Origin of the sequence: Proteiniclasticum ruminis DSM 24773 (assembly GCF_000701905.1) — a bacterium.
Lineage (GTDB): Bacteria > Bacillota > Clostridia > Clostridiales > Clostridiaceae > Proteiniclasticum > Proteiniclasticum ruminis.
Map to the genome: position 1 here is coordinate 961,045 of NZ_JNKC01000001.1, position 25,461 is coordinate 986,505.

General features: G+C 43.7%; 24 protein-coding genes, 1 tRNA gene and 2 rRNA genes. 4 read left to right on the plus strand and 23 right to left on the minus strand.

Going from position 1 to position 25,461, the window contains the following annotated elements:
• Window positions 1–6: 6 nt before the first annotated feature.
• The 5 genes from T487_RS0104680 to T487_RS0104700 all read right to left on the minus strand — a co-directional run bounded on the left by T487_RS0104680 (window position 7) and on the right by T487_RS0104700 (window position 3,690).
• Window positions 7–1,551, minus strand: coding sequence for a bifunctional ADP-dependent NAD(P)H-hydrate dehydratase/NAD(P)H-hydrate epimerase (locus T487_RS0104680; protein ID WP_031574621.1), 1,545 nt, complete (start codon window positions 1,549–1,551; stop codon window positions 7–9).
• A 4-nt stretch (window positions 1,552–1,555) separates the two neighbouring features.
• Window positions 1,556–1,930: a holo-ACP synthase gene (gene acpS / locus T487_RS0104685; RefSeq protein WP_242848013.1), complete on the minus strand. Its 375-nt coding sequence runs from the start codon at window positions 1,928–1,930 to the stop codon at window positions 1,556–1,558.
• 167 nt (window positions 1,931–2,097) lie between these two features.
• Window positions 2,098–3,081 carry a YihY/virulence factor BrkB family protein gene (locus T487_RS0104690; protein WP_031574625.1) on the minus strand — a complete coding sequence of 328 codons (984 nt, stop codon included), beginning with the start codon at window positions 3,079–3,081 and terminating at the stop codon, window positions 2,098–2,100.
• A gap of 167 nt (window positions 3,082–3,248) precedes the next feature.
• Entirely contained in the window at window positions 3,249–3,455 is a 207-nt protein-coding gene (locus T487_RS0104695; RefSeq protein ID WP_031574626.1) for a DUF2922 domain-containing protein, read from the minus strand.
• Window positions 3,456–3,468: 13 nt separating this feature from the next.
• Window positions 3,469–3,690 carry a DUF1659 domain-containing protein gene (locus T487_RS0104700; protein WP_031574627.1) on the minus strand — a complete coding sequence of 74 codons (222 nt, stop codon included), beginning with the start codon at window positions 3,688–3,690 and terminating at the stop codon, window positions 3,469–3,471.
• A 132-nt stretch (window positions 3,691–3,822) separates the two neighbouring features.
• Between T487_RS0104700 and T487_RS0104705 the strand changes: the two genes are divergently transcribed.
• Entirely contained in the window at window positions 3,823–4,692 is an 870-nt protein-coding gene (locus T487_RS0104705) for an aldose 1-epimerase family protein (RefSeq protein ID WP_031574630.1), read from the plus strand.
• Window positions 4,693–4,761: 69 nt separating this feature from the next.
• Here the strand turns inward: T487_RS0104705 and T487_RS0104710 are convergent, their stop codons facing one another.
• The 11 genes from T487_RS0104710 to T487_RS0104760 form a co-directional block, all read right to left on the minus strand.
• The gene (locus T487_RS0104710) at window positions 4,762–6,249 is read right to left on the minus strand and encodes a gluconokinase (protein WP_051651501.1); all 1,488 of its coding nucleotides are present in this window, start codon (window positions 6,247–6,249) and stop codon (window positions 4,762–4,764) included.
• On the minus strand, window positions 6,249–7,154 hold the full coding sequence (gene gnd, locus T487_RS0104715; RefSeq protein WP_031574635.1) for a phosphogluconate dehydrogenase (NAD(+)-dependent, decarboxylating): 906 nt from the start codon (window positions 7,152–7,154) through the stop codon (window positions 6,249–6,251). Before gnd ends, T487_RS0104710 begins: the two co-directional genes overlap by 1 nt.
• Window positions 7,155–7,241: 87 nt before the next feature.
• Window positions 7,242–8,567 (minus strand): 6-phospho-alpha-glucosidase, encoded by a 1,326-nt coding sequence (locus tag T487_RS0104720; protein WP_031574636.1) that lies wholly within the window; start codon window positions 8,565–8,567, stop codon window positions 7,242–7,244.
• 33 nt (window positions 8,568–8,600) lie between these two features.
• A complete protein-coding gene (locus T487_RS0104725; protein WP_031574637.1) occupies window positions 8,601–10,178 on the minus strand; it encodes a PTS transporter subunit EIIC in 1,578 nt (525 codons plus the stop codon).
• Window positions 10,179–10,297: 119 nt separating this feature from the next.
• Entirely contained in the window at window positions 10,298–11,041 is a 744-nt protein-coding gene (locus tag T487_RS0104730; RefSeq protein ID WP_207638283.1) for a MurR/RpiR family transcriptional regulator, read from the minus strand.
• A 140-nt stretch (window positions 11,042–11,181) separates the two neighbouring features.
• Complete coding sequence (locus T487_RS15350) at window positions 11,182–14,277, minus strand: SH3 domain-containing protein (protein WP_036909073.1); 3,096 nt, start codon at window positions 14,275–14,277, stop codon at window positions 11,182–11,184.
• Between the two features lie 114 nt (window positions 14,278–14,391).
• Window positions 14,392–16,698: an ATP-dependent DNA helicase gene (locus T487_RS0104740; protein WP_031574642.1), complete on the minus strand. Its 2,307-nt coding sequence runs from the start codon at window positions 16,696–16,698 to the stop codon at window positions 14,392–14,394.
• A 151-nt stretch (window positions 16,699–16,849) separates the two neighbouring features.
• Window positions 16,850–16,993 carry a YvrJ family protein gene (locus T487_RS16185; protein ID WP_074542595.1) on the minus strand — a complete coding sequence of 48 codons (144 nt, stop codon included), beginning with the start codon at window positions 16,991–16,993 and terminating at the stop codon, window positions 16,850–16,852.
• Window positions 16,994–17,040: 47 nt separating this feature from the next.
• Window positions 17,041–17,619 carry a DUF1836 domain-containing protein gene (locus tag T487_RS0104750; RefSeq protein WP_031574644.1) on the minus strand — a complete coding sequence of 193 codons (579 nt, stop codon included), beginning with the start codon at window positions 17,617–17,619 and terminating at the stop codon, window positions 17,041–17,043.
• 113 nt (window positions 17,620–17,732) lie between these two features.
• Entirely contained in the window at window positions 17,733–18,575 is an 843-nt protein-coding gene (gene rsmI / locus T487_RS0104755) for a 16S rRNA (cytidine(1402)-2'-O)-methyltransferase (protein ID WP_031574646.1), read from the minus strand.
• Entirely contained in the window at window positions 18,572–19,315 is a 744-nt protein-coding gene (locus tag T487_RS0104760) for a tRNA1(Val) (adenine(37)-N6)-methyltransferase (RefSeq protein WP_031574648.1), read from the minus strand. The genes rsmI and T487_RS0104760 overlap by 4 nt, the downstream gene beginning before the upstream one ends.
• Window positions 19,316–19,458: 143 nt before the next feature.
• On the opposite strand from T487_RS0104760, the gene T487_RS0104765 reads away from it, so the two are divergent.
• Both T487_RS0104765 and T487_RS0104770 read left to right on the plus strand, forming a co-directional pair.
• Window positions 19,459–19,998: a phosphatase PAP2 family protein gene (locus T487_RS0104765; RefSeq protein ID WP_031574650.1), complete on the plus strand. Its 540-nt coding sequence runs from the start codon at window positions 19,459–19,461 to the stop codon at window positions 19,996–19,998.
• Window positions 19,991–20,650 (plus strand): HAD family hydrolase, encoded by a 660-nt coding sequence (locus T487_RS0104770; RefSeq protein WP_031574652.1) that lies wholly within the window; start codon window positions 19,991–19,993, stop codon window positions 20,648–20,650. The genes T487_RS0104765 and T487_RS0104770 overlap by 8 nt, the downstream gene beginning before the upstream one ends.
• A gap of 57 nt (window positions 20,651–20,707) precedes the next feature.
• Here the strand turns inward: T487_RS0104770 and T487_RS0104775 are convergent, their stop codons facing one another.
• Entirely contained in the window at window positions 20,708–21,460 is a 753-nt protein-coding gene (locus T487_RS0104775) for a peptidylprolyl isomerase (RefSeq protein WP_031574654.1), read from the minus strand.
• 162 nt (window positions 21,461–21,622) lie between these two features.
• On the opposite strand from T487_RS0104775, the gene T487_RS0104780 reads away from it, so the two are divergent.
• Window positions 21,623–22,090 (plus strand): peroxiredoxin, encoded by a 468-nt coding sequence (locus tag T487_RS0104780; RefSeq protein ID WP_031574656.1) that lies wholly within the window; start codon window positions 21,623–21,625, stop codon window positions 22,088–22,090.
• A 40-nt stretch (window positions 22,091–22,130) separates the two neighbouring features.
• On the opposite strand, the gene T487_RS0104785 is transcribed toward T487_RS0104780, so the two are convergent.
• From T487_RS0104785 to T487_RS0104810, 6 genes are all read right to left on the minus strand, one after another.
• Window positions 22,131–22,745, minus strand: coding sequence for a hypothetical protein (locus T487_RS0104785; protein ID WP_031574658.1), 615 nt, complete (start codon window positions 22,743–22,745; stop codon window positions 22,131–22,133).
• A gap of 112 nt (window positions 22,746–22,857) precedes the next feature.
• Window positions 22,858–23,715: a polyamine aminopropyltransferase gene (speE, locus tag T487_RS0104790; protein WP_031574662.1), complete on the minus strand. Its 858-nt coding sequence runs from the start codon at window positions 23,713–23,715 to the stop codon at window positions 22,858–22,860.
• A 10-nt stretch (window positions 23,716–23,725) separates the two neighbouring features.
• Window positions 23,726–24,532: an adenosylmethionine decarboxylase gene (gene speD, locus T487_RS0104795; RefSeq protein ID WP_031574665.1), complete on the minus strand. Its 807-nt coding sequence runs from the start codon at window positions 24,530–24,532 to the stop codon at window positions 23,726–23,728.
• 307 nt (window positions 24,533–24,839) lie between these two features.
• Window positions 24,840–24,915: transfer RNA gene (locus T487_RS0104800), tRNA-Phe, on the minus strand.
• A gap of 7 nt (window positions 24,916–24,922) precedes the next feature.
• Window positions 24,923–25,040, minus strand: a 5S ribosomal RNA gene (gene rrf / locus T487_RS0104805).
• A 74-nt stretch (window positions 25,041–25,114) separates the two neighbouring features.
• A 23S ribosomal RNA gene (locus T487_RS0104810) occupies window positions 25,115–25,461 on the minus strand; the annotation flags it as partial.

A 25,461-nucleotide genomic window follows, 5' to 3' on the forward strand; every position in this document is an offset into this window, starting at 1 on the left:
GATATTTCACATCACAGTTGGGGATGTCCGTTCTCTGACAACGGTTTTATCTAAAAGCTCTTTCAGATACCGGGGAATATTCTCCACCACCTCGCTGGGCTTCACCGTGTATCTCGTCTCAGACAGCTCATCGCCTATGGCTCCATGGATATACACACCAAGGACTGCCGCATCAAGGGCTTGAAGCCCTTGCCCTGCCAATGAGGCAATGATGCCTGTAAGAGCGTCTCCCATCCCTCCTTGGGCCATGGCAGAAGACCCTGTGGAGTTCACATACGTCCTTTCACCATCGGTGATCACCGTATAATATCCTTTCAGTACCACCACAATCCCGTGTTTTTTCGCAAAGGACTCCGCAGTTTCCAGTCTGTTTTTCTCCAGCTCCTCTTTAGAAATACCTGAAAGAAGAGACATCTCTCCTGGGTGAGGCGTAATGATCACGGGAAAGGACATCTCCTCAAAAAGATCACATTTCCCAGTCATCGCCCGAAGACCATCAGCATCCAGCACCAGCGTTTTTTGACTTTCCTTTTCTTCCTGAAGAATTTTCACCGTCCTCAAAAGCATTTTGTACACATCCCGATGCTGTCCAAGACCCGGCCCGAAAGCTACCGCCTGGGCACTACGCACACCACTTTCCAGTTTTTCCAGAGGAAGGCTCATGACTTCCGTGAGTCTCGGGGCAAGAACCTTTAACGTATCATCAAAGGAAGTAAGCACCACTAGACCGGATCCCGACGCTACTGCAGCATTCACAGTCAGTACAGCCGCACCTGTAAAGCCTTGTGACCCAGCCACAGCAAGGACTCTGCCATAAGTATTCTTATGGCCTGTTACTGCTCTTCTTGGAAGAAGAGCACGTACGGTTTCTTCTGTAACAAAATATGTGGACTGGGACATTTCAGCTTTCAGCTTCTTTGGAATACCCACAGACTCTACCAGAATCTCTCCGAGATATGGCATGGCGGCATATGAAAAAAAGCCTTTCTTGTATGCTTCAAAAGTCACCGTTTTTTTTGCACGGACCGTATAATATGAAGGAGCACCTTGATCCGGCAGAAGGCCTGACGGAACATCCACCGCCATGACTTTTTCCTGATATTCATTGACCATGTCAATGACAAGACCTGTGAAGGGACTCATTTCCCCATGGAACCCAGTTCCATAGAGCGCGTCCACAATAAGATCCGCATCACCAAGCGCCTCCTGAAAACTCCAAAGGTCCTCCTCTTCCTTGAGTATCGTCATTGGAATCTCCATTTTACTTGCCACCCGATAAAATACAGAAGCATCTCCTTTGATCTGGTCTACATCGTCCAGAAGATAAACATCCACCTCTTTACCCATCTGATACAGTTTAATGGCCAGTGCTATGCCGTCACCGCCATTATTTCCACGCCCGCACAGGATTACTGCATAGGATAAAGAAGGATTGATATGGCGCAGCAAAGAAGAGGCTGCTGCCTCCATGAGGAGAATTCCCGGTATCCCATATTCTGTGATGGCTCTCTCATCCATGGACCGTAAGGTTTTGACATCCATTATCTCCATATGTTCAGACCTCCTCGATAATGACCATGGCAATGGCTCTTTCCTTATCGTGGGATAATGAGAGATGTACTGCCATTTTTTTATCTCCATACACTCTCTTAAGGTGTGGAGATAGAAGCTCCATATTGAAATAGGGTTTACCAAGCTCATCCTTCAGAACTTCCATCTCCACGAAAGAAATGCCTCTGATTCCTGTGCCTAAGGCCTTGGAGCAGGCTTCTTTCGCTGCAAAGCATCCAGCAAGACTTGCTTTATTCAGCTCCCCGATGCGCTCAATCTCCTTCTTCGTAAAGACACGTTCTTTTTTCTTTCTTGTGGAGAAGGTCTTTGCAACCCGCTCAATTTCAATAATATCCACACCAGAACCTAGAATCATCATTTCTCCCACCTTCCATTTCTACCATTATATCGTTTCGAAGTTCATGAAAGTAGCATTCTTCCTGTACAGCGGAAAATTGTTATCAAAAAGTTCATAAATAGATCTGAATCAAAAGGATTCTAAGGACAGCAACAATAAAAAAAGACCCGGCATCCCGGGTCCAAGGATCAGTCATTGGCTTCATTCTCTTCTGAAGACTCCAGATGATTTTTCAGTTTCTGAAATTTCCCTTCCGTTCTGCTTAAGGGAACAGGTTCTTGAACTTCCTCTTTCTTTTCAGGATCCTTAATCCTTTCGCTTCGTCTCCAGTCCCTGATGCTTCGAAGATAAGGCCGTTCCACCTTCCTGTATAAAATAAGATAGGCATTGAGCTCCGCTCCCAGAACCATAATGCTGGATGTGAGAAGCAGCCAAAGGAGAAGACCGATGACAGCTCCTAAAGTGCCATAGAATCTGGAGTAATTGGCAAAATTATTAATGTAGTACTGAAATCCCAAGGTAACCAAAATCCAAACCAGTGTAGAAAAAACTGCACCGGGATAAGCATATTTGAACCGGATGCTCTTTACAGGAATAAACATATAAGCAAGAATCAGAATCCCCAATATAAGTCCCACAGGCAGAAGTATTCTAATGAGGGTTATGAATCCTTCTGTTGGAAAATGAGGGAAGTAGCTGGAGATGATGTTAAGAATCGTTCTGCCAAAAACTATACCGACCAAAGCGACTAGGATAGCAAAGGCCAGCTGCACCACCCAGAGAAAGGACACCACATATTTCTTTATAATATTGCGGTCCTCTTTAAAATCCATGGCCCGGTTCATGGCGATCATAAAAGCCCGGAAGCCTCCGGACGCTGTATAAACCGCTGCAAAGATCGACGCTGTCAGAAGGCTTCCCCTCTGAACCAGGACCAGATCCAGCACCGGACCGCTGATGATTTCATAAATCTCTTTGGGCAGCGAATTTTCCATGAGATTGAGAATATAACCAGCATCCAGACCCAGATAAGCAATCACTGACAAAAGGAAAATCAGAAATGGAAAAATCGACAGAAGAAGTCCATAGGTCAGTCTGTATGCATAGACCATGCTTTCGTCTTCGCCTACTTTTTTGATGAATCCCAGAATGAAATCAATAGCTTTCTTCATTTTTTCACTTCCTTTTTTCCAGAATCACGAAAATATAGTTCCATTATACTACAGATACGTCCTTTCCATCTTTCTCTTCCGTAAACAAAAGGAGAAAAAGACATGAACAAACAAGGAAAAAGGGCTCTTGAATCCAGATTTCCGGATTCAAGAGCCCTTTTACAGAATTATGCGATGAGTTCCTCTTCACGATTGATGGACGCTGACTCGATTTCCACCAGCTCCTTCTCTCCTTCAAAGAGAACATTCTTGGAAATGATGGCGCTCATAAGAGCCTCCACTTCCTCATCCAAAATATCCTCACGGACCTTTGGAAGTCTCAGGTTCCACTTCTTGCCTTCTTTTGTCAGGAATGTCATGGTTAATGTGTTCATACTGCCTTACCTCCTACACTAATTGAATTTTGCTGGTTTCCTGAACCGAAACCCCTTCAAAGGTCTGTTCAGAAAGATCCGCAATGAGCATAGCCACCTCATGGATGTCTTCTGCAAGAGCAGAAACCTTGAAGTTTTTGACTCTTCTCAGTTCACCCACATTCTTCCCCTGGTCGTTCAACCTCGTAAAGGTAAGAATAAGCTCCTTGGACTGTAATTCTTGTGATACTGTCATATTTACCAACCCCTTTCACTACTGAATTATGCAGTTTGGTCAAAAAGAGCAAAGCTTTTCTAGAATAATTGAATAAAATTTACGCCAGATGCTATACTGAAGATACTATCAATTCAGAAAAAGGAGTCTTCTATGCTAGAACTTAAAAATGAACACCTCACCGCAACCTTTTTAACCACAGGCGCTGAACTGATTTCTCTAAAAGACAGCAAGGGAACCGAATACCTCATGAGAGATGAACGGTACTGGGGCTATACCGCTCCCCATCTATTCCCTGTCATTGGGATGCTTCAGGATTCCACGCTTCGTCATGAGGGCAGGAATTATCCCCAGAAACGCCATGGCTTTGCCAGAAACATGGAGTTTCAAGTAGCTTCTCAAAAAGAAGATACCTTGGTATTTGATCTTCTCTCCAGTGAAAAGACAAAGTCCCTTTATCCTTTTGATTTTTTATTCCGGGTCATCTATACCTTGAAAAACACCGCCCTGACCATCTCCTATCAGGTGGAGAACAGAAGCAGTGAAGTGATGCCCTATTCCGTTGGCGCACACCCGGCGTTCTGGGTCCCTTTCCAGAAAGATGAAGAGTTCACAGACTATGCTCTGGTTTTTGAGAAGGAGGAGCATCTTGAACGGGTTCCCATCAATATCGAAACCGGACTCCTGAAAAAGCCTAAAACACTTTTCATGGAGAAAGCTTCCAGAATCCCCCTCCAAAAGAGTCTTTTCAAGGAAGATGCCCTGATTTTCCAGAATCTCGAATCCTCTTATGTCACTTTGGAGTCTTCCAAGAATGAAGGCACTGTCCGTTTCCATTTTAAGGAATTTCCTTTTCTTGGCATCTGGACCACCGATGATGATGCGCCGTTCCTCTGCTTGGAGCCTTGGGCAGGACATGCAGATTATGAAGGGTTCCAGGGAGACTATCTGGAAAAAGAAGATAATGTCCTTCTAAACCAAAACGAGTCCAGAACCTTCTCCTACACCATTGAAATCCGATAGACGCCAAAAGCGGTGCCCGGTCCAATAAAATGGACTGTGCACCGCTTTTTTTCATTCATGGATGATCTTTCAGTCTTCTTCTTCTTCTTCTTCTTCTTCTGCTGCTGCTAAGGCATTCTTCAGGAGAATCACAGTTTTGGTGATTTTCTGATACCTTTTGAAGTTCATTTCATACTGAAGAACCTCTTCACCAGGCAAAAACACCTCTATCTTCTTCGAGTTCAGCCTTATGGCTTCCACTCCTAAGCGGACAGCCCCCAATGCAGAACTGCTGGAAGCTTCCACTCTTTGTACTTCACGTCCCATGACACCCGCAAGAACACTTGCCATTTCATTGTTCTCGAAGACTCCTCCAGAGGCTTTAAGGAGTCTTACCTTCCCATGAAGTCTTTCGAGCTCTGTCAGCACTTCTTTCAAATTGTAGAAGATTCCCTCCACCGCAGCACGGATGAATTGCTTTTTTCCCGCCCTGGGTGTGATCCCCACAAAACCTGCAGAAAGATGACCATCATAATAAGGAGCCCGCTCTCCATAAAGGTAGGGAATAAAAGTGATCCCCTCTGCACCTGGTTCTGATTCTAACAGATTTTTGGAAAGATCTCTGTAAAAATGATCCGGATGCTCATAGAAAAGACCGCTGAGATAAGCCAGAACATTCCCTCCGTTATTCACTGCACCACCCAGGACATACTGCCCCTTCCTGAGATAGTAGCAGAAAGTTTTCCCCTCCGGATGGAGAAGAATCCTGTCAGAGGTGATCCTCACCGCACCGCTGGTACCAAGGGTAACCGCAGCCTCATAAGGCTCTGTCACATCCCCACCAAGATTCGCAAGGCAGCCGTCGGACCCGCCAATGAGAACCTTGCAGTTGGAGGGAAGTTTCGTTCTCAAAAGAACTTCTGGATTGCTTAAAGAAAATATCTCCTCCACATCCACGGGTCTTGAAAATTGCGCAGGCACCATGGAGATCTCTTTCAGAATCTCCTCATCAAAGACCAGATCCTGAAGATGAAAAAGCCCTGTGGCAGATGCTATGGAATAGTCCACCACATACTCTCCAATGAGTTTTCTCATGATAAACTCTTTGATGCCAATGGCCTTTTTGGTTTTTTTCAAAAGATCCGTATTCTTCTGAAACCAAAGCAGTTTGAAAAATGGGCTCATGGGATGAAGAGGCGTACCTGTTTTTTGGTAAAAAGTCTCTGCATCCTCTCTTTTCTTAAACTCTTCCACAAACTCTTCAGCACGGCTGTCTGACCAAAGTATGCTTTTGGTCAAAGGCTGATCTTTTTCATCCATGAGGATCAGACTGTGCATGGCACTGGAAAAAGCCATATAAGCCACATCATCTCTCTTTTCCTCATGTCTTTCCAAGAGCTCTTCCACTGCTTGAAGAAGGCTTTCAAGCACCTCTTCCGGATCCTGCTCTGCATAGTATGCTTGGCTATGATAGGTATCATACCCTCTACTTATGGAGTCAATATTTTGGAGCGCTTCATCAAAAAGCACCACTTTTGTGCTGGTGGTGCCAATATCTGCACCAATATAATACTTCATCACTTAACATCCTTTTTATGGACCTCATGACCGCCAAAAGCATTTCTCAACGAAGCCACGATTTTTTCCCCGTATTTTTCCTCATCACCTGAAGCATACCGCACCATGAGAGATTGTGCAATCACCGGAATGGGCACCTGTAGATGGAGAGCTTCCTCCAAAGTCCACTTTCCTTCTCCCGAGGAGGGAATCACCCCCGCCAGAGCCTCCTGTCCCGGATCCTCCCGAAGAAGCTTCTCCGTCAGCTCCATGAGCCAGCTTCTCACCACTGAACCATGATTGAACACTTTGGCTACTTGCTCCAGTTCAAAATCATACGGGCTGTGGTGAAGCAGATTGAATCCTTCTCCTATGGCCTGCATCATCCCGTACTCAATGCCGTTATGAACCATTTTGAGATAATGACCACTTCCAGCAGTGCCTGTATAAAGATATCCGGATGGAACGGTAAGGTCTCTGAATAGTGTTTCCATCCGGAAAAATACTTCTTTCTTTCCCCCAATCATCATACATGCTCCATTACGCGCACCCTCCACACCACCTGAAGTACCAACATCCAGATAATGAATTCCGGCTATAGCCGCCTCCTCTGCCCTTCTCACAGAATCTTTATAGTGAGCGTTGCCGCCATCCATCAGCACGTCCTCTTGATCAAGGAGGATCAGAAGCTTTTGGAAAACCGCTTCTGTGATGGTCCCTGCTGGAAGCATCAGCCACAATGCCCTGGGCCGTTCCAGCGACTGGACAAGTTTTTCCAAGGAATCGTAAAAGCAGCCTCCTTCCGCCACAACCTCGTCTGAAACCACTTCATTGATATCGTGAGCATGCACCTCATGATTTCTCTCTCTCATCTGGGAAAACAGCATTCTTCCCATCTTACCCAGCCCTATCAGTCCTATTACCAATTTATTCACTCCTCTTCTTTGTATCTGTACTCATTTACCATCCGCAGTGCACAAAGCAAAAGGCAAGGATATTCCTTGCCTTCGCCACTAGCTCAGTTCTGGCCAAAAGTCTTTGTTGGCTTCAATTAGATCATCCAGCAGCGCTTTAGCCACGCCTGCGCTGGGGATGGTCTTGGAAAGCGTCAGCGCCTGCCAGAGCTTCAAATAGCTTTTTTCAACATAGGCTTCCACCACCATCTTCTCCACCATCAATTGCTGGTACATGAGGGTTTTTTCAAAATCAGGAATTCTGCCTTGGGAAAGAGGTTCTGGACCCCCGCTGCCAACAATACATGGCACTTCCACCATGGCATCATCCGGGAAGTTTGAGATAGCGCCATTATTTTCCACAATCATCAGCATTCTTTCATGGGTATTGTAGGCGATGGCTCTAGCCAGATCCACAATAAAGGATGCATGTGCATCGATATGGAATCCGCTGCCCACCGCAGTACCTTTTCTCACAATTTCTTTGGCGGCATCAAACACAGTCTTTTCCCGGCCTTCCATGACCTCGTTGGCTCTAGTGAAGCTGCAGTTTGCATGGGCGACTTCATCATCGGGGTACAGATAGTACTTCAGGTAGGTGTTGGGCAAATATCTTGGATTTATGGCCAAAAGATCTTTGGCTTTTTTATGGGTTTTCTGCCAGCTGGGGTCTGTATGCTGTGTGTCCACTTCAATCTGTGTCAAATATCCATGCTCACTGACATAGGACTTGATGTCTTCAAGATACTCATTTCCTTCTTTATCCTTGACACTGGTCCACCATCCGAAATGATTGAGACCAAAGTACCTTACATCCAGTTCCTTTGGTGTCTTACCAATAATTTGAGACATTCTACGTAATGTTCCCACTGGCATATCGCAGATATTCAGAACCTTCGCCTCTGGTCTCAGCACTCTGCAAGCTTCTGCAACAATGGAGGCAGGATTGGAATAGTTCAGCATCCAGCAGTCTTTGGAGTATCTCTCCATATAATCAATGATTTCCAACATACCGGTGATACTTCTCATGCCATAGGCAATCCCGCCAGGTCCACAGGTTTCCTGTCCGATGACGCCGTATTTCAGCGGAATCTTTTCATCCAGTTCTCTCATGGCATATTTTCCAACACGGATATGAGCCATACAAAAATCTGTGTCTGTAAAAGCTTCCTCAGGATCTGTTGTGTGCTTGAACTCTATTTCTGGTGCATTCTCTCTTAGAAGGATTGCAAGTGCGTCTCCTAGAATTCCTTGCCTCTTCCCATCGTTGTCATAAAGTGTCAGTTTCCTCAGTGGAAACCTGTCCTGGTTGTCCAGAAGCATCATGACAATTCCTGGGGTAAAGGTGCTTCCCCCGCCAGCAATCACTACTGAAAATTTCTTCATATGTTCATTCATTCCCTTCAAAATTCTGGAAGTTTAGCTTTCCAGATACAAATCAACCGCTTTGCGTACACTGTTCACCTGTAGTCCATAGACCACCTGAACATTCTTTCCTTTTGACACCACACCAGTGGCTCCAGTCTCACTCTTCAGTCTGCTCTCATCCACTTTTCCGGGCTCTTTCAGCATCACCCGAAGTCTTGTAAAGCAGTTGTCCACCGTTTCAATATTCTCAGCGCCACCCAGCGCTTCAACAATGATGTCAGCTGGAACTTCCTCATTCCTGGTGTTATTCCCGCTCTGCTTTTTTTCTTCGTACTCTTTCTTGGAGTAGAGCTTCACTTCTCCCCCATCCTCTTCTCTACCGATGGTCTTCAAATTCCACACTTTAATGAGGGTTCTGAAGATAAAGTAGTAAAGAAGGAAAAACACGAGGCCCACTGCAATATACATCGGCCATCTTGTCTTTTCCACACCCAAGGGCACGTTATACAGCAGGAAATCAATGAATCCATTTGGTCCGATGGCTCTCACATTGAAAAGGTTCAGAACTACCATACTGAGTCCGCTGAGCACAGAGTGGATCCCAAATAGGATGGGTGACACGAACATAAAGGAAAACTCAATGGGTTCTGTGACACCTGCAATAAAGGAAGTCACAGCTGCAGGAATCAGAATCGCTCTGGCTTTGGCTTTGTTCTCCGGCTTTGCCATCTGATACATGGCAACACAGGCACCGATGAGCCCAAACATCTTGGAAATACCCCTGGCATCCCAGATGACACTCTGAGAAAGAACCTTCACCGTATTGTCTGCAATCTCAGCAAAGTAGATATTCCTTGATCCTTCGAGAAGAACTCCGCCCACTTCCTGAACTCCTCCCAAGGAAGAATAGAGGAAAGGGGTATAGACCAGATGGTGGAGACCCGTTGGAATCAGAAGTCTCTCCAGCATTCCATACAGGAACAGTCCTACATTTCCACTGCCATTGATGAAGCTTCCCAGACCATTGATGATGCTTTGGAAAAATGGCCACACAAAACTGAACAGAATGGCAAGAAGGACCACCACTGGAATAAGAACAATAAAGACAAATCTTGCTCCACCATATATCTGGAAAGCATTGTTGAATTCTTTGTCGATGAATCTGTTGTGCACATAAGCTGTGACAATACCCAAGATGATCCCAAGGAATACACCCATATCAAGGATCTGAACGCCCATGACCATGGTCTGTCCTGTTCCTCTAAGAGAATCTCCTTCAAAAAGACTTCCACTCAGTGCCATAAATTTATTCATGGCATTGATGAATACGAGAAATCCAAGAAGCGCTGTGAATCCTGCTTCAGCTTTCTTCTTCTCCGCAAGACCAACGGCGATTCCTACAGCAAATATCAATCCTAAATTGGTGAGAATGGACACCAATGATCCAGACAAGATCGTGCCGAATCCTTTGGTAACCGGGTTGTCCAGAAACGGAACCGCCTCCAGGAGCTTGGCATTTGTGAAGAGGTTTCCGATGGCAATGAGTATACCGGCAATGGGTAAAATGAGTACGGGGATGAACATTGCTTTTGCAAAACGCTGCATACTGTTCATGAGTTTTTCTTTCATGAGTCTATCCTCCTTTTATCGATAGGTTCAGTTTAGGGGATAGGCCCCCTATTGGTAAAGGGTTTCAACGCAAAAGGAAACACGTCCCGCCAATGTGGAACGTGTTTCGAATAAATCAGTTACATAGAGATAGAGACCAGATACTCAAATAAAAGAAGAAGCTCTGCAAAAAAATAATTTTTGGAGATATTCCGGTCATCCAGTTTTTTACTGTCTTCAATCTTCAGGGGAATATCTGCTATCCTGGAAGCTCTATTATCCAGTTCACTGGTAAAGACTACAACAGGAATTCCCTTCTCTTTGCAGTATTCCATTTTATCCAACACCTGCTGGGTTTCCCCTGATTTGGTCACGGTGATCAGCATGCCGATATGGTCCACGTTGCTTTCAAGGATGGCAATGGAATCATTTCCCGTGGCAAAAATAACCCGCTTCCCGTTGACCAGAAGCTTTTTATAAAGGTACTCCCCAATGATACCCGAAAACCCAGTGGCATAGATGAAAATATACTTCTCCTTGATGCTCTTCAAAAGACCAGCAAAGGCATCCATGTTTTTTTTCTCATTGAGCAGAAGAATTTCCTTCAGCATCACATTGTCAGCGCCTTCATGCATTTTGCTCGTCCTTCGACCTTCGCCCTCAATCATTGGAACAAGCTGGTAGTACATGTCGATGAATCCTGAGTACCCAAGTTTTTTGGTCAGCCTCATAATGGAGGAAGGTGAAGTATAGTTTTCCCGGGCAATCTGTCTTACCCCTTTCTCCAGCACTGTATCCATATGCTCCACCATGTAGAGCAGTACTTTCTCTTCTGTCTCTGTTAGAGATTTCCCCTTTATTATCTTAGATAAGTCCACCATCATGCTTCCCCCTTGTATCTGAACATGCACACTCTCTTGTTATTATTTCAATTTATTCTATCATAGTTTCCATCTTTCACACAAAACACTAAAAATGCCTAAAAAAAGCCCCTTGCCACAAAGCAAGGAGCCGAGTAATTAAATCAATATCCGAAATAAGCACGGATTTTATCTGCGATTCCCTTGGCCATGGCCTTTTGGAACACAGGATCTGTTATTTTGGAAAGATCTTCTGAATTGCTCATATATCCAATTTCAGAAAGCACAGAACGCATTTCTGTCTGCCTCAGCACTGCCAGAGTATGTCCGGAAATGCTGCTGTCGGTTCCATTTCTTCTATCCTGGAACCCCATGGCAACAAAGGACTGCTTGATGGCAGAAGCCACATCCACACTTTCTTTCAGTGTAGACTCCGAAATGCTCGTTAGCTTTGTAGATGGATAAATGAGGAAAGCACCCTTTGAACTTGGATTGCTGTTGTAGTCATGATGGATACTGAAGAACAGGTCCGCATGAGCTGCATTGGCAATTCTTGCTCTTTCATTCAGTTCGATGAAGGTGTCGTTGTTTCTTGTCATGATGGTATTGTATCCTGCTGCCTTCAGCTCTGCTTCCAGGGCTAAGGCAAACTGCAGCACATATACTTTTTCATAGACATAGCTTCCATTGAGAATACCCCTTGCTCCAGGATCTTTTCCGCCATGTCCGGCATCAATGACGATGGTAGGGATTTTCTCCACCTTCAGCACCTTAGTGAACTCCAGTTTCTCTCCACCATTCCCCGTTACTTCCACACGAAGTGTGTTCTCACCAGGGAAGATGTTATTTCTTCGAATGAGATATTCATATCCAGTGTTGGCATTCCCATCATCGGTTCTTGCCTTTCCGTATACGGCTGTGCCTTGAGCTCTTCCATTCAGATATACCCTGACATTTTTGACGCCTGTAGCAATCTTCGCGTAACCGGACACCTTGATATCCTCGTTCTTATAATTCACCACATCTTTGTTGTCCAGCACGCCAACCGGGTCAAAGGTTGGTCTGTTGTAAGTAAAGGTGATGGACTCAGAGATGCTGCTGCCATCAGACAGCTTGGCTGTAGCTTTTACGGTATTTGTACCATTGACAAACACATCTTTATTGGCTGAAAGATTGAACCCAGCCGAAGAAGCATTTGGATACTGTGCATGGGAAGCCAGTAGGTCATCCCGCTTCTGATTCAGTGTGGCATTTCCAATGTTTATACCATTAACTGAAATGCTGATGCTCTGCAGAGTACCCTTGGTAAGCAGATATCCAGAGATGGTCTGATCGCCATATTCCTTTGTTCCTGCAGGTCCTTCAATCTTCAGCACGGTGTCTACAGCTGGAACCTCAGTGGCTGGTGGCTGTGGTGTCGTAGAAACCACCTTTGTCAGATAGTCCACGGATACATATCCGGACTTTCCATTATAAGTCACTTTTGCCCAAGATCCTTCGAGGGCTTCAATAGTCAGCATTACACCCTTGGGAACCGTAAGAATGATACCATGACTTGTTCCTGGCCCTACTCTCATATTGAGGTTGTAGGCGGTCTGACGCACATCCTTCTCAGCTGGAGGCGCCTCGGTTGATGGCGGTGCTGTATATGGACTCATATAATTTGTGGAAGCATATCCACTCATACCATTATAGGTGATTTTCGCCCATTTCCCTGTGAGGGACTCCACTGTAACAATTGTACCCTTTGGCAGAACTGTCAGCACCTTTGATACACCGTCTGCAGCTTCTCTCATATTGAGGTTTCCTGTGATGATTCTTTGATCTTTCTGTGTCACAGGGACTTCAACCGGCGGAGTTGGTGTTGGATCCGGTGTTGGCGTTGGCTCTGGTGTTGGTGTCGGATCCGGGGTTGGCGTTGGTTCTGGTGTTGGTTCTGGTGTTGGTTCTGGTGTTGGTGTTGGCGCTGGCGCTGCAGCAAGTTTCTTCAGATAACTTGTAGAAGAGAACCCTTCCGTTCCATTGTACCTAATCTTTGCCCAACCATTGCTCTCGCTAAGAACTGTAACCTTACTTCCTTTTGGCATGGTAAGAATAACTCTTCCACTTACACTGGCCGTACTTCTGAGATTTAGATTTGCTGTAGTTTCACGCTCATCAGTTCCAACAACAGGTCCTGGATTCGGATTCGCAGGTGTTGACGGCTGGCTGACAGTAACTTTCTCCAGATAATTGGTGGAAATATATCCTGTACTTCCCGCATAGCTCACCTTAGCCCAAGTTCCACTAAGTGCTTCCACTGTAAGTGTTGTACCCCTAGGTATGACCCGGATGACACTGTTTGTCGTTCCAGGTCCAGTTCTCATATTAAGGTTTCCTGTAGTTTTTCTTGTGTCCTGTTCCCCTGAAGTTGGTGGGGTTGGAGTCGGAGTTGGGGCAGGTGCAGGAGTAGTGCTTACCGCTTGCAGGTAGCTTGTGGAAACATACCCTGTTTTCCCACCATAAGATACCTTTGCCCATCCGCTGGACTGACTCTCTACAGTCAGAGAGGTTCCTTTTGGTATTGTCAATACAATTCTATTATTAGTTCCTGCGCCACTGCGCATATTAAGATTTGCGGTCGACTTTCTTAAATCTGTTCCAGAAGCTGGAGTTGATGGAGTTTCCTGCACACCAGTCTGAGGTTGAGTAATTACAGGAGACGAATCAGTGACTGCTTTCAGATAATCGGTGCTGACATAACCCGTTCTGCTGTTATAGGACACTTTTGCCCATATGCCAGAAACGCTCTCAATCTTCAGTCTGGTGCCTTTTGGAATCGTCAGAAGAGTATTTGCATTGAGTGATCCGCTCTCCCTCATCTTAAGGTTTGCTGTGGTCTCTCGAGTGTCCCCTTCATTCTGAACTGGAGCTGATGGTGCTTCTGAAGCTCCTGCTGTTTCAAACTTCACATAAGCTGGATTCGCACTTATATAAAGACCGTTGGAGAGCTTATACATTTCTCTGCCATCAATCGCATGTTTTTCCACCACATCAAACGTAGTTCCATTGTTATAAGTTCTCGTTTTTGCATTCCAGTCAGGTGCGCTATATGCCCATAAGGAAAACGCGGTCACAGTCAGTTTTCCTGTCTGTGTGTTGACGACAGCCGCTTCAGCTGTAAAATCCATCACATGTGATGGTAAAGCGAATGACGATAAACTGATAGTCAGTGCTATTCCTGTCTGCAAAAGAACCTTCTTTGTCTTTTTGCTTAACATACTCGACCTCCTTTGATTTCATTTTGATTTCTACTATATGTTATAATTATTTCATAAGTTATGTCAATAAATTAAACTGTATTAAAAATATTTCACAATTGCCCCTCGGAATCCTTACTTAAATTCAGCCCAAGGCAGAAGAGGCAACCACTCCTCAGGCAGCAGCTTTTTATACTGAGCCCAATTATATCTGATATCCATAAGAAGAACCATCCCCTCATCTTCTTCAGAACGGATGACTCTTCCAGCAGCTTGCAGAATTCTATTGATACCCGGATAGATATAGGCATACTCAAATCCGCAGTTCTCCCTGGAAAAATATTCTTTTATAAGATCTCTTTCATAAGATACCTGAGGATATCCCACAGAAACAACAGATGCTCCAATCAGTGCCTCTCCCTGCAGATCGATTCCCTCAGAAAAAATACCGCCAAGGACCATAAACGCAAGAAAACTCTTCTCTCTCTCCTGATAAAATAGCCCCAGCACATCTTCCCGCTCTTTTTCCGTCAGACTCGGTTCCTGAATATACACTTCATGAGCTCCACCATACTTTTCTTCGTAGGCCTCATAGACATCCCTCATATATTTATAGGAAGGAAAAAAAGCGATATAGTTTCCTTTTTTCTTCGATGCCATCCGTTCAATATTCTCCGCAATGGCCATATAGCTGTCTTCTCGTTTGGAAAATCTGGTATCCACTGCAGCATCCAGGAACACCCGAAGCTTCTCTTTGTCAAAGGGGGACCGGAGCGTTCTCCTGAAATCTCCTTCCTCTCCACCTAAAACATCGAAGTAATAATTCATAGGAGAAAGTGTCGCAGAAAACAGCACCGAAGCTTTCGCCCTCTTAAACACTTCTATCAGCACATCTCTTGGATCCACACAGAAGAGCTTGATTCTCACATTACTTCCATAGGTTTCTTCATAGGTCACATACCCTTCATCATAAAGCTCTGAAATATTCAGAAAGGTGTTCACTGCGAAAAAGAAGTCTACAATCTTTTCTCTTCCGTCAAACTCCTCCTGCACTTCTTTTTGAAAAATCTCAAACCCTTGCAGAAAATCTTTAAGCAGAAAAACAAGGTCGTCTGAAACACCAAAATAGGTGTACTTTCCTCCCCTTTCCTCCAATACTTTTCGCATTTCAATGAACTTGTCATTGATTTTTTTCAGAGGTCTTTTCAGATAGCTGAACTTGTCCGCTGCTTTCTTCGCTTCCATCAGCGACTCCTTGGAAAGCTCAGCAGAGTACATATCTCTGGCCCGGTCTACTAGATTGTGCGCTTCATCCACAAGAAAAACATAATTTTCTTTCACGTCCATAAAAAATCTTTTGAGATAAACCCTGGGATCAAACACATAATTGTAATCGCATATGATGAGGTCACTGAAATAAGCAAGATCTAAAGAAAGTTCAAAGGGACATACCCGATATTCCCTTGCATAAGCAACAATCATCTCTTTGGTATAACGCTTCTCATTTCTTAATATGGCCAGTATACAGTCATTGACCCTGTCATAGTGACCCTTTGCCATTTCACAATGGTCCGGATGACAGTTTACTTCATCATTGATGCAGATCTTCTCTTTACTTGTCAGTGTCAGAAATTTTACTTGTCCTCCTTTTTTCTCAAGGATAGACATGGTCTCCTCCGCTACAGTTTTCAGTGTTCCTTTTGCTGTAAGGTAAAAGATTTTATCCGTCTCTCCTTCTCCTAATGCTTTCACTGCAGGAAACAATGTAGAGATGGTCTTACCGATTCCAGTGGGTGCCTTGGCAAAGAACTTCCCTCCCTGACGCATGGTACGGTACACATCCACTGCAAGATCTCTCTGACCTTCACGATACCGGCTGAAAGGAAACCCTAGAGTTTTTAAAGATCTGTTTCTTTCTTCTTTCCAGTGGATATCCTCTCTGACGAATTTGAGATACTCTTCTATGGTCTGATCTACAAAAGTCATAAGTTCCTGTATGGTATATCTTCTTTCAAAGGTTCTGGAAATTTCTGTTTCCAGATTATGATACGTAAGAAGAAGTGTGATCTCTTCAAGCTCTTCTTCCTTCATATGCATAAACCCATAGAACATCACCTGAGCCCAATGAAGAAAATTATAATCCTCAGTGAGGTCTTCCAAAGGCATGTACGTGGATTTGATCTCTTCAATATAAGAACGCGGAACGATTCCATCCGCACGTCCATCCACGATGAACATCAGATCCTCTTTTTCCACAGTATACTTGAAATATTTTTCTTTCTCATAAGAGGCATCTTCTTTTTGTCTCTGCTTCTGAATCTTCACATGAGCCCTGGTTCCTTCTTCCATACGGCTTGGGCTCGATCCTGTGCCGGAAGAGATGATATCTCCATAACGGTGCACAAATTCAATTAGGTTTCTGACAGATATCTTGATTTCCATTGGTCCTCTCCCAGTTTCTTCATTATGTATACACTGATTATAGCACTATTTGCAGTTCTTCATCTTCTGTATGGGGAAAACTCTGCTTGAACGGAAAAAAGTCTCAGATTTCCTCTGAGACTTTTTTGCCTGTCCTGATTTCCATGGAATTTTAAGTGTTTTTTTCCAGCGCTCCTGTCAGTTTATTGATACTAACCGTAAGATTCTCCATTTTTCCCTCAATTCTTGTAAGCAGATAAATGGACACAACCATCGGAAAACCAACATTAGCTGCAGCTTCCAGTAAAACATCCACATCAATCACCCCTAACTGAACTATGCAGATATGATCAAATTAGCTGTCTAATCCAAAAGCCTCTTAGCTGTATTTTTAATGAAACTTGCTTGAGCAACAAGCGCAAGCACCGAAATAAACACAAATATTCTTTCTTTGTCTTCTTCTCTAATATGAAGCTTTGCCACGATACTTCTCAGTTTCTCTTCATCCATGATCATCGTGTTGGGGTTATTTGCCTGGTCATTGACAATCTCGTAAAAGAGTTCGTAGGCTGTTTCCCAGGAAATAATATCATCTTCTCTATTATTGATGTCGTTGAAAGCAAGGCGGAAAACCTTCTTGATTTCATCTGTACTCAGAACTGGTCTCATGTAGCTCACAAAAACCAGCTGAATCAGGTGAAGCTTCGTATACCCTTTCTTTTTGCCCTGGTATGGTTTTGCAATGACCTCGCTCTTAATGTAATTTTGAATGATATTGATGGTGTAGGTGTCATCGTTCATAAGATCTTCGATGAACTCAATGACTTGGGAGAGAAAAAGGTCATATTTCGGAAAAGCATCCAAAGACATGATGCTGTTGATGGCTTTGGATTTGACAGAGTCCTCAATACTGAGAGAAGCTTTGTTCTGTGGATCAAACATGGATTCACTTCCTTTACATTCATGATACTTAACTCTATTATAAGTTATTTAATACCATATAGCAAAGAGTTTTTACGTTCAAACTCTACTTCGCTGTATTTTTGCTGTTCTTGTCATTCCAGGTCCAGGCTTTCTTTATAAACTTCTTTTTTAGATATTCCTCTTAACTCCACCACCGCTTTCACGGCATCCTTTTTGCTCATACCGCTTTCAATGAATTGAAGCAGATGCTCCTTCACAGTAAGATGTGCATATAACTCTTCTTTTTCCAGCTGCTGCGCCTCCTGACTCATTCCTTCCACAACAAGAACAAATTCCCCTTTAGGTGTCCTGTCCTTATATGTTTCCAGCACCTCTTGCACAGTGCCTCTCTGGTGCTCCTCATAAAGTTTCGTCAGCTCCCTGGATAAAGATATCTTTCGCTCGCCAAACACCTCCTGGACAGCCTCCAGTGTATCTAGAATGCGGTGTGGCGCTTCATAGAGGATCAGTGTCTCTTCTCGGTTCCGATACTTCAAGAGTTCGTCCCGCTTCTTTTTCCGGGCCTTATCGAGAAACCCGATGAAAGTGAATCTTGATGTATCAAGACCTGAGGACACCAGGGCATTGATCAGCGCTGAAGGGCCTGGAAGCACATTCACCTCAATACCTCTTTGGATGGCTTTTCTGACAAGTACAGATCCAGGATCGGATATTCCAGGCATTCCTGCATCTGATACCAGTGCGATGGTCTCACCACTTTCTACCTTATCAAGTATCTCTTCAGACACACCCATTTCATTATGCTCGCGATAACTAAGAAGTGGTTTTCTGATTTCATAGCGGTTCAGAAGTTTTGAAGTGACCCGGGTATCCTCACAGGCGATGCGGTCTGCTTCCTGAAGCACTTCCAGCACTCTGAAAGAAATATCCTTTAAATTCCCGATGGGTGTAGGCACAATGTATAGCTTGCTCATCTTCTTTCATCTCCATAAATTCTTCGGATTTCATCTGAATAGTTACCTTCATCATCATAGATGAATAACGGTGCTTCTACCTTAAGAAAAGCTCCTCCATCTCTGACACCTTCGATGAGAACCATCGTCGGAGCCTTCTTGGTGTTCGGATAAACCATTCGGATTCTTTTGGGCTCAATTTTGTATTTTCTCATGAGTGAGATTAGATCTGCCAGCCTTTCCGGACGATGGATCATATATAACCTTCCCTGGTCTTTCAAGGCTTTCCTTGAAGCTTCTATCAGTTCTTCCAACGTCACCGACACCTCATGTCTTGCAATGGTTAATGCATCTTCTTCATTGAGTATGCCGCTGTTCACCTTCTTATAGGGTGGATTGGCTGTGACCACATGAAAATGCCCTAAGGTCTTCAGAAGATCCCAATCTTTAACATCTCCCTGGTGCATCTTCACTTTATCTTCAATATCGTTCAGTCTGATGCTTCTTTCTGCCATCTCAGCAAACTCTTCTTGAATCTCCAGTCCATGAATCTCTCCTGCTTTTGTCTTCCCATATAAAAGAATAGGAATAATCCCAGTTCCCGAGCAGAAGTCCATGACCCTGTCTTTATTTCGGACCTGAGCAAAATCAGAGAGCAGTACGGCATCCACTCCAAACCGGAACCCCTTTTCTTTCTGAATAATTCTAAGCCCCTGTAGATTAAGGTCTTCCACAGTTTCTCCGGGTTTCACATACGACATATGATTTCCTCACTTCCTTAAATACTTCTTTCATTTTATCCTCTTCGTTCTCTTTATACAAGAAATTAGGGAAGATGAGCGGTATTCTGCAGAGAAATAATAAGGTATAATAGGGTTTAGTCAGTATTTCATGTGAGGTTCTTATGATCGGAAAAATTAAAGCTTGGGATGAGCGCGTCATCCTGTATATCAATCAAAACTTAAAATACAAGGGACTGGATTATTTCTTCATCGCTGTTACCTACCTAGGATCTGATGTGTTTGCCATCGGCTTCATTCTGGCCTTTGCCATCCTGCCGGTCTCCACGGTGCAGTCTTTTGCGCTCTATGCCGCGCTAGCCCTCATCTTATCGGGTCTCACCGTTGGAATTATGAAAAACAGCATCCGAAGAAAGCGTCCATTTGAAACTCTCATTGAGTTAAAAAGCTTACGAATTGGTGTGGATCAATTCTCTTTCCCTTCAGGACATACCACTGCTGCTTTTTCGCTCGCTGTGACTTCAGCTTTAGTCACTCAGGGAAATATCGCATCTTCTGTCTACCTCATTCTGGCACTTCTGGTGGCGGTCTCCAGGGTCTATCTTGGGGTGCACTATCCTTCAGATGTCATTGTTGGCGGAATCATCGGAAGCAGCTATGCTGTGCTCATACATCTAATTCGGGAGGTTATAATTGTTGTTTAATGAAATAAAAGGTGTAATATTCGATATGGACGGTACCCTCATCGACTCTATGTGGGTATGGAGAAAGATCGACGAGGATTTCATCCGTGAGAGAGGCATCAATCTTCTACCGGAAGAACTCATGGGGAAAATATCTCATCTCAGTTTCCATGAAACTGCAGAGTTTTTCAAAAGAGAATTCATGCTGCCTGAGTCTGTGGAAGATATCAAAGACCACTGGAACACCATGGCAAGACACGAGTACATCCATCATGTGCTGCTGAAAGATCATGCCCTGGAGTTTCTGGAGGCTCTAAAGAAGAAAGGAATCCGCATGGCCATTGCCACCAGCTCATCTAAAGAGCTCTTGGAAGAAACCATTCACTCCAAAGGCATCGCTCAGTATTTTGATACCATTGTCACCACAGACATGGCCGGAAAAACAAAGATTGAACCCGATGTCTATCTGCTGGCAGCAAAAAATCTTGGACTGAATCCACGGGAGATCGCTGTCTTTGAAGATATCCCAGCAGCAATGATCGGCGCAAAGAAAGCTGGCATGGTGGTCTTTGGCGTCCATGACAAGTTTTCTGAAGACAAGATGGAGGAGATCTTAGGCACTTGCCATCATTACATCCATCACTTTGGAGAACTCCTGCCACTTTTGATATAGACCTTTCTATGAATAACACCCCACTTTCAAACTGCTTGAAAGTGGGGTGTTTGTTTTCTACTTATTGTACGTTACTGGGAACTTCTCCTGAAGCTCAGTAATGAGCTTTGTATAATACTCCATCTGCTTGTCCTGAAGCATTTTGTTCATCACTTCAGACTTCACTTCTTCAAAGCCCAGTGGCTCATTTCCTTTTTTATCCGTGGTCTTGATTACATGATAGCCAAACTGTGACTTCACAGGTTCTTTGGTCATTTCTCCAACTTCCATTGCGAAAGCCGCATCTTCGAACTCCTTTACCATCATGCCTCTTCCGAATTCTCCCAGGTCTCCTCCCTGTTCACTGGATGGACAGCTGGAATACTCCTTTGCTGCATCCTCAAAAGTCAGTTCACTGGATTCGATCTTTGTGATAATATCCTTCGCAATCTTTTCGTCATCCACAAGAATATGGCTGGCCTTGATGCTTTCCTGACCCTGGTATCTTTCAGGATGCGCTGCGTATACTTCCTTGGCTTCATCTTCTTCAATGGTAATGGTGCTTAGAATCTTATTCATGGTAAAGCTGTACTTGATATCTTTTAGTGCCTGCTCTACTTGTGACATGAACTGTGGATCATTATCCAGTCCAATCTCCGTTCCGAAGGCATTGATGAGCTCTACACTGATGAGCTGATCCAAGAGCTGCTTCCGGCCATATTCTGATTCAAAATAGCCCCTTCTTTCAGGTGCCAGTGACTGTATTGTTGTGTCCAGAATTTCATCTGTAATGTCTATGCCATTTACTGTGGCAAGTACTTTCTTCTCCATACTATACTCCTTTAAAGTGAATTCTTTTCTATCTTAACATATTTCTCTATGGAGTTGAAACCATAAGGTGAAAAATAGCCCGTATCGAGAATTCTTAACCACCAGTTCATAGTTTTTCACTATACTATGAATCATAGATTTGAAATGAAAGGAGTTTGTACTATGGTTAAACTAAACGAAAAAGCACCCAACTTCACACTCATGGGTTCTGATGGCAAGGAGCATTCTCTCGCTGAATATCTAGGGAAAAAAGTGATTCTTTATTTCTATCCTAGAGACAACACGCCAGGATGCACTTTGGAAGCAGAGAGTTTTAGAGACAATCATGATGATTATCAGAAAGAGAATGCTGTTGTTCTTGGTATTTCAAGAGACACACTAGATTCTCATGATAAGTTCATTGATAAGCTGGGACTTCCATTTGTTCTTTTATCTGATGCAGAAAGCACCGTATGCACATTATATGATGTACTGAAAGAAAAAAATATGTACGGAAAAAAATCCATTGGAATCGCCAGAAGCACCTTTATCATTGATGAAAAAGGAACCATCATCTATGAGAACCGCAAGGTTAAAGCTGAAGGACATGGTGAGGAAATTAGAGATTTTCTGAATAGCCTCGAGAAATAAGGGTAGCAGTATATAAACTGATAATCAAAAGGAAGAGATTTCATGACGAAATCTCTTCCTTTTGATTTTTTTCTAGAATACGGATCGCTGCAGTTGCCACAAACATCCTTTTTTCTGAAAGCTCCTTCAGATCAAGAACCTCTCTTTTCCCATTATTCGACACCAGAACCTTGAAGTGGTCTCCATATCCCGTCACAGTGACCCAGTGGTTGTACAGACCTTCCCGATACCCTTTTTTCAGCTTCAGTCCAACGATGAGTGGCACAGGATTGTCTAAATCAATATTTCTCTTGATTTCCAGCATGATTCTCCGGAGGCCAAAATTGCCTCCCAAGTAGCTATGGATGATGTTCACTCGGATACTCTTCCCCTGCCTCATATAATACCAGTGGGCTGCCAGTTTGAACCGCAGCGCTGTGGTGGGTCCTAATAGATATTTACGGAACATCTCATTCTGATCTTTAATCAGCTCTTCCCGTACATAACTCTTTCCTTCTTTATACGCCACAAAATTATTAAGCGTCACAGAGCCGCATCCATATTTTGCCAGGGCTTTTGTCGACAAGTGCTGATTTCCTCCGTAGAGCCCATCAAAGATGCTATGAAAACTCTTGTTTAAAATGGTAAACTCAATGCCATCAACTGTATACTTCACAAAATCACTCCAGAAATTTTTCTTTATCATAACAGAAAGTTGTGCGTCTGTGTCTGAATTCAGTAAATTTTAACTTTGAAAAAAGGAAGCATTAAATGCTCCCTCAATCATCCTATTCTTCTACTGCTTCCTGAAGAAGCTTTTTTACATAGTTTGGCAGAGCAAATGCTGCGCTGTGGATTTCCGTGTTATAGTATCCTGTTTCCAGTCCAAGACTGTTCCACCACTCTTCTTTGAGATCTTTCACAGGATCCAGGGATTTGGATGCAAATCCAAAGAGCCAGTGACCTGATGCATAGGTAGGAATATGCACCTGATAGACTTTTGCCACAGGAAAAAATTCATGAATTCTTTTATGAGAACGCTTCATGGCTCTCTGGTACTCTTCGTAAAACGGACTCTCATGCTGATTCACCAAGATTCCATCTTCTGTGAGTGCTTCGTAACAGTTTTTGTAGAACTCTCTTGTGAAGAGTCCTTCTCCTGGGCCTATTGGATCCGTGCTGTCCACGATGATCAGATCATACGCATTCTTCTTTTCCTGAACAAACTTCAGTCCGTCCTCAAAATATAGGTGCACCCTCGCATCATCCAGTCCGCTGGTGGAGTTTGGAAAGTACTCGCGGCAGATATCCACAACCATCTGATCGATTTCTACCATGTCAATATTTTCCAAATGCGCGTATCTGGTAAGCTCACGAACTGTTCCACCATCGCCGGCACCGATGACAAGGACATTCCTGATCTCGGGATTTGTAGCCATAGGTACGTGAACAATCATATCATGATAAATGAACTCATCTTTTTCTGTAATCATCACAAGTCCATCTAGCGTAAAAAATCTGCCAAATTCATTACTTTCAAAGACATCCATTCTCTGGAAGTCGCTTTGTCCGGAATAGAGCTGTTTTTCCACCTTGATGGAAAACTTCGCCTCTTTGCTGTGGTTTTCTGTATACCAAAGTTCCATGGGAACCTCCTTAATCATATATATTTCTTCCGCTGTAGATCTCTATCATTTCTTTTCTGAGGTTGCTTGAGATTTCTAAACGTTCTTTTGGTGTGAATTCTCTGATGTCATTTCTGAAAAGATAGTTTTGGAGATTCAGCTCCTTGATCAGCATCTTCGTATGGAAAATATTAGCATGATACATATTAATATCATGTGCATCATAAGCTTCTAAGGTTTTTTCCTTAATATAGTCCTGGATGGACCGGATATCATGATCGATGAAGAACTTTCTGCCGTCTTCATCCCGAGTGAATCCTCTCACCCGATAGTCGATGGAAATGATGTCAGAATCAAAGCTTCCGATAAGGTAATCCAGCGCATTCAAGGGTGAAATCTTACCACAGGTGGATACTTCGATATCCACTCTAAAACTTGCAATGGATTTATCAGGATGATACTCCGGATAGGTGTGTACGGTCAGGTGACTCTTGTCAAGATGCCCCACCACACTGTCACGTTTCTCATAAAGACTCAGTCCTAAGTTGCAGGAAGGATCCACATGGCGCTCAGCCAATGGCTCTTCTGAAATAAGTATTGTTACACTTGCTCCTTGAGGATCATAATCCTGTTTGGAGATATTGAGTACGTTCGCCCCAATCGTATCCGTCACATCACAGAGGATTTTGGTAAGTCTCTCCGAATTGTACATCTCATCGATATAGTCCACGTACTCGCTTTGTTCCTTTTCTGTCTTCGCATAACAGAAGTCATAAATATTAAAACTCAGCGTCTTTGTTAGGTTATTGAATCCATACAGTTTTAGTTTGTCTGCCATTATATTCCCCTTCCTGGCGGCAAAATTTGAACTATTTCAGTGCACTTCAAAAGTAAAATTGAAATTACAGATGTGATTTCAATTCATTTAAAAAATGCTCTAGGATAGAGTTTACAAGAGGATTGCTTCACTGTCAATATATTTCCGTTAAGTTTTATCGAGTATTTTGTTTAGTATAACTAAACTTTTTAAGGTCTTTTTTCTCATTTTCAAAAACACTTTTTGGGGAGCCTTTCTGTTTCTTGACTCGCGTTTGAAGGTGATTCTGAAAGCACAAAAAAACCACATCAGACGATGTGGTTTTTTGTGGTGGCTTCACTCGGAATCGAACCAAGGACACGTAGATTTTCAGTCTACTGCTCTACCGACTGAGCTATGAAGCCATGGTACATCTGGCGACGACCTACTTTCCCACAGGGCTTCCCCTGCAGTATCATGGGCTCCTTGAGGCTTAACCGTCGTGTTCGGAATGGGAACGGGTGTAACCCTCAGAGATATAGACACCAGATATTCAGTTTTTGAAAGATCTGTATCTTTCAAAACTGCATACAGAGACTGTAAAGAATTTAAGTTGTTCTTTTTTTGATTAAGCCCTCGATCTATTAGTATGAGTAAGCTGAATACATTACTGCACTTACACCTCTCACCTATCAACCTCGTGTTCTTCAAGGGATCTTACTGACTTACGTCATGGGAAATCTTATCTTAGGGTAGGCTTCACGCTTAGATGCTTTCAGCGTTTATCCTGTCCCAACTTAGCTACCCAGCTATGCTCCTGGCGGAACAACTGGTGCACCAGAGGTTGGTCCATCCCGGTCCTCTCGTACTAAGGACAGCTCCCTTCAAATTTCCTACGCCCGCGACGGATAGGGACCGAACTGTCTCACGACGTTCTGAACCCAGCTCGCGTGCCGCTTTAATGGGCGAAC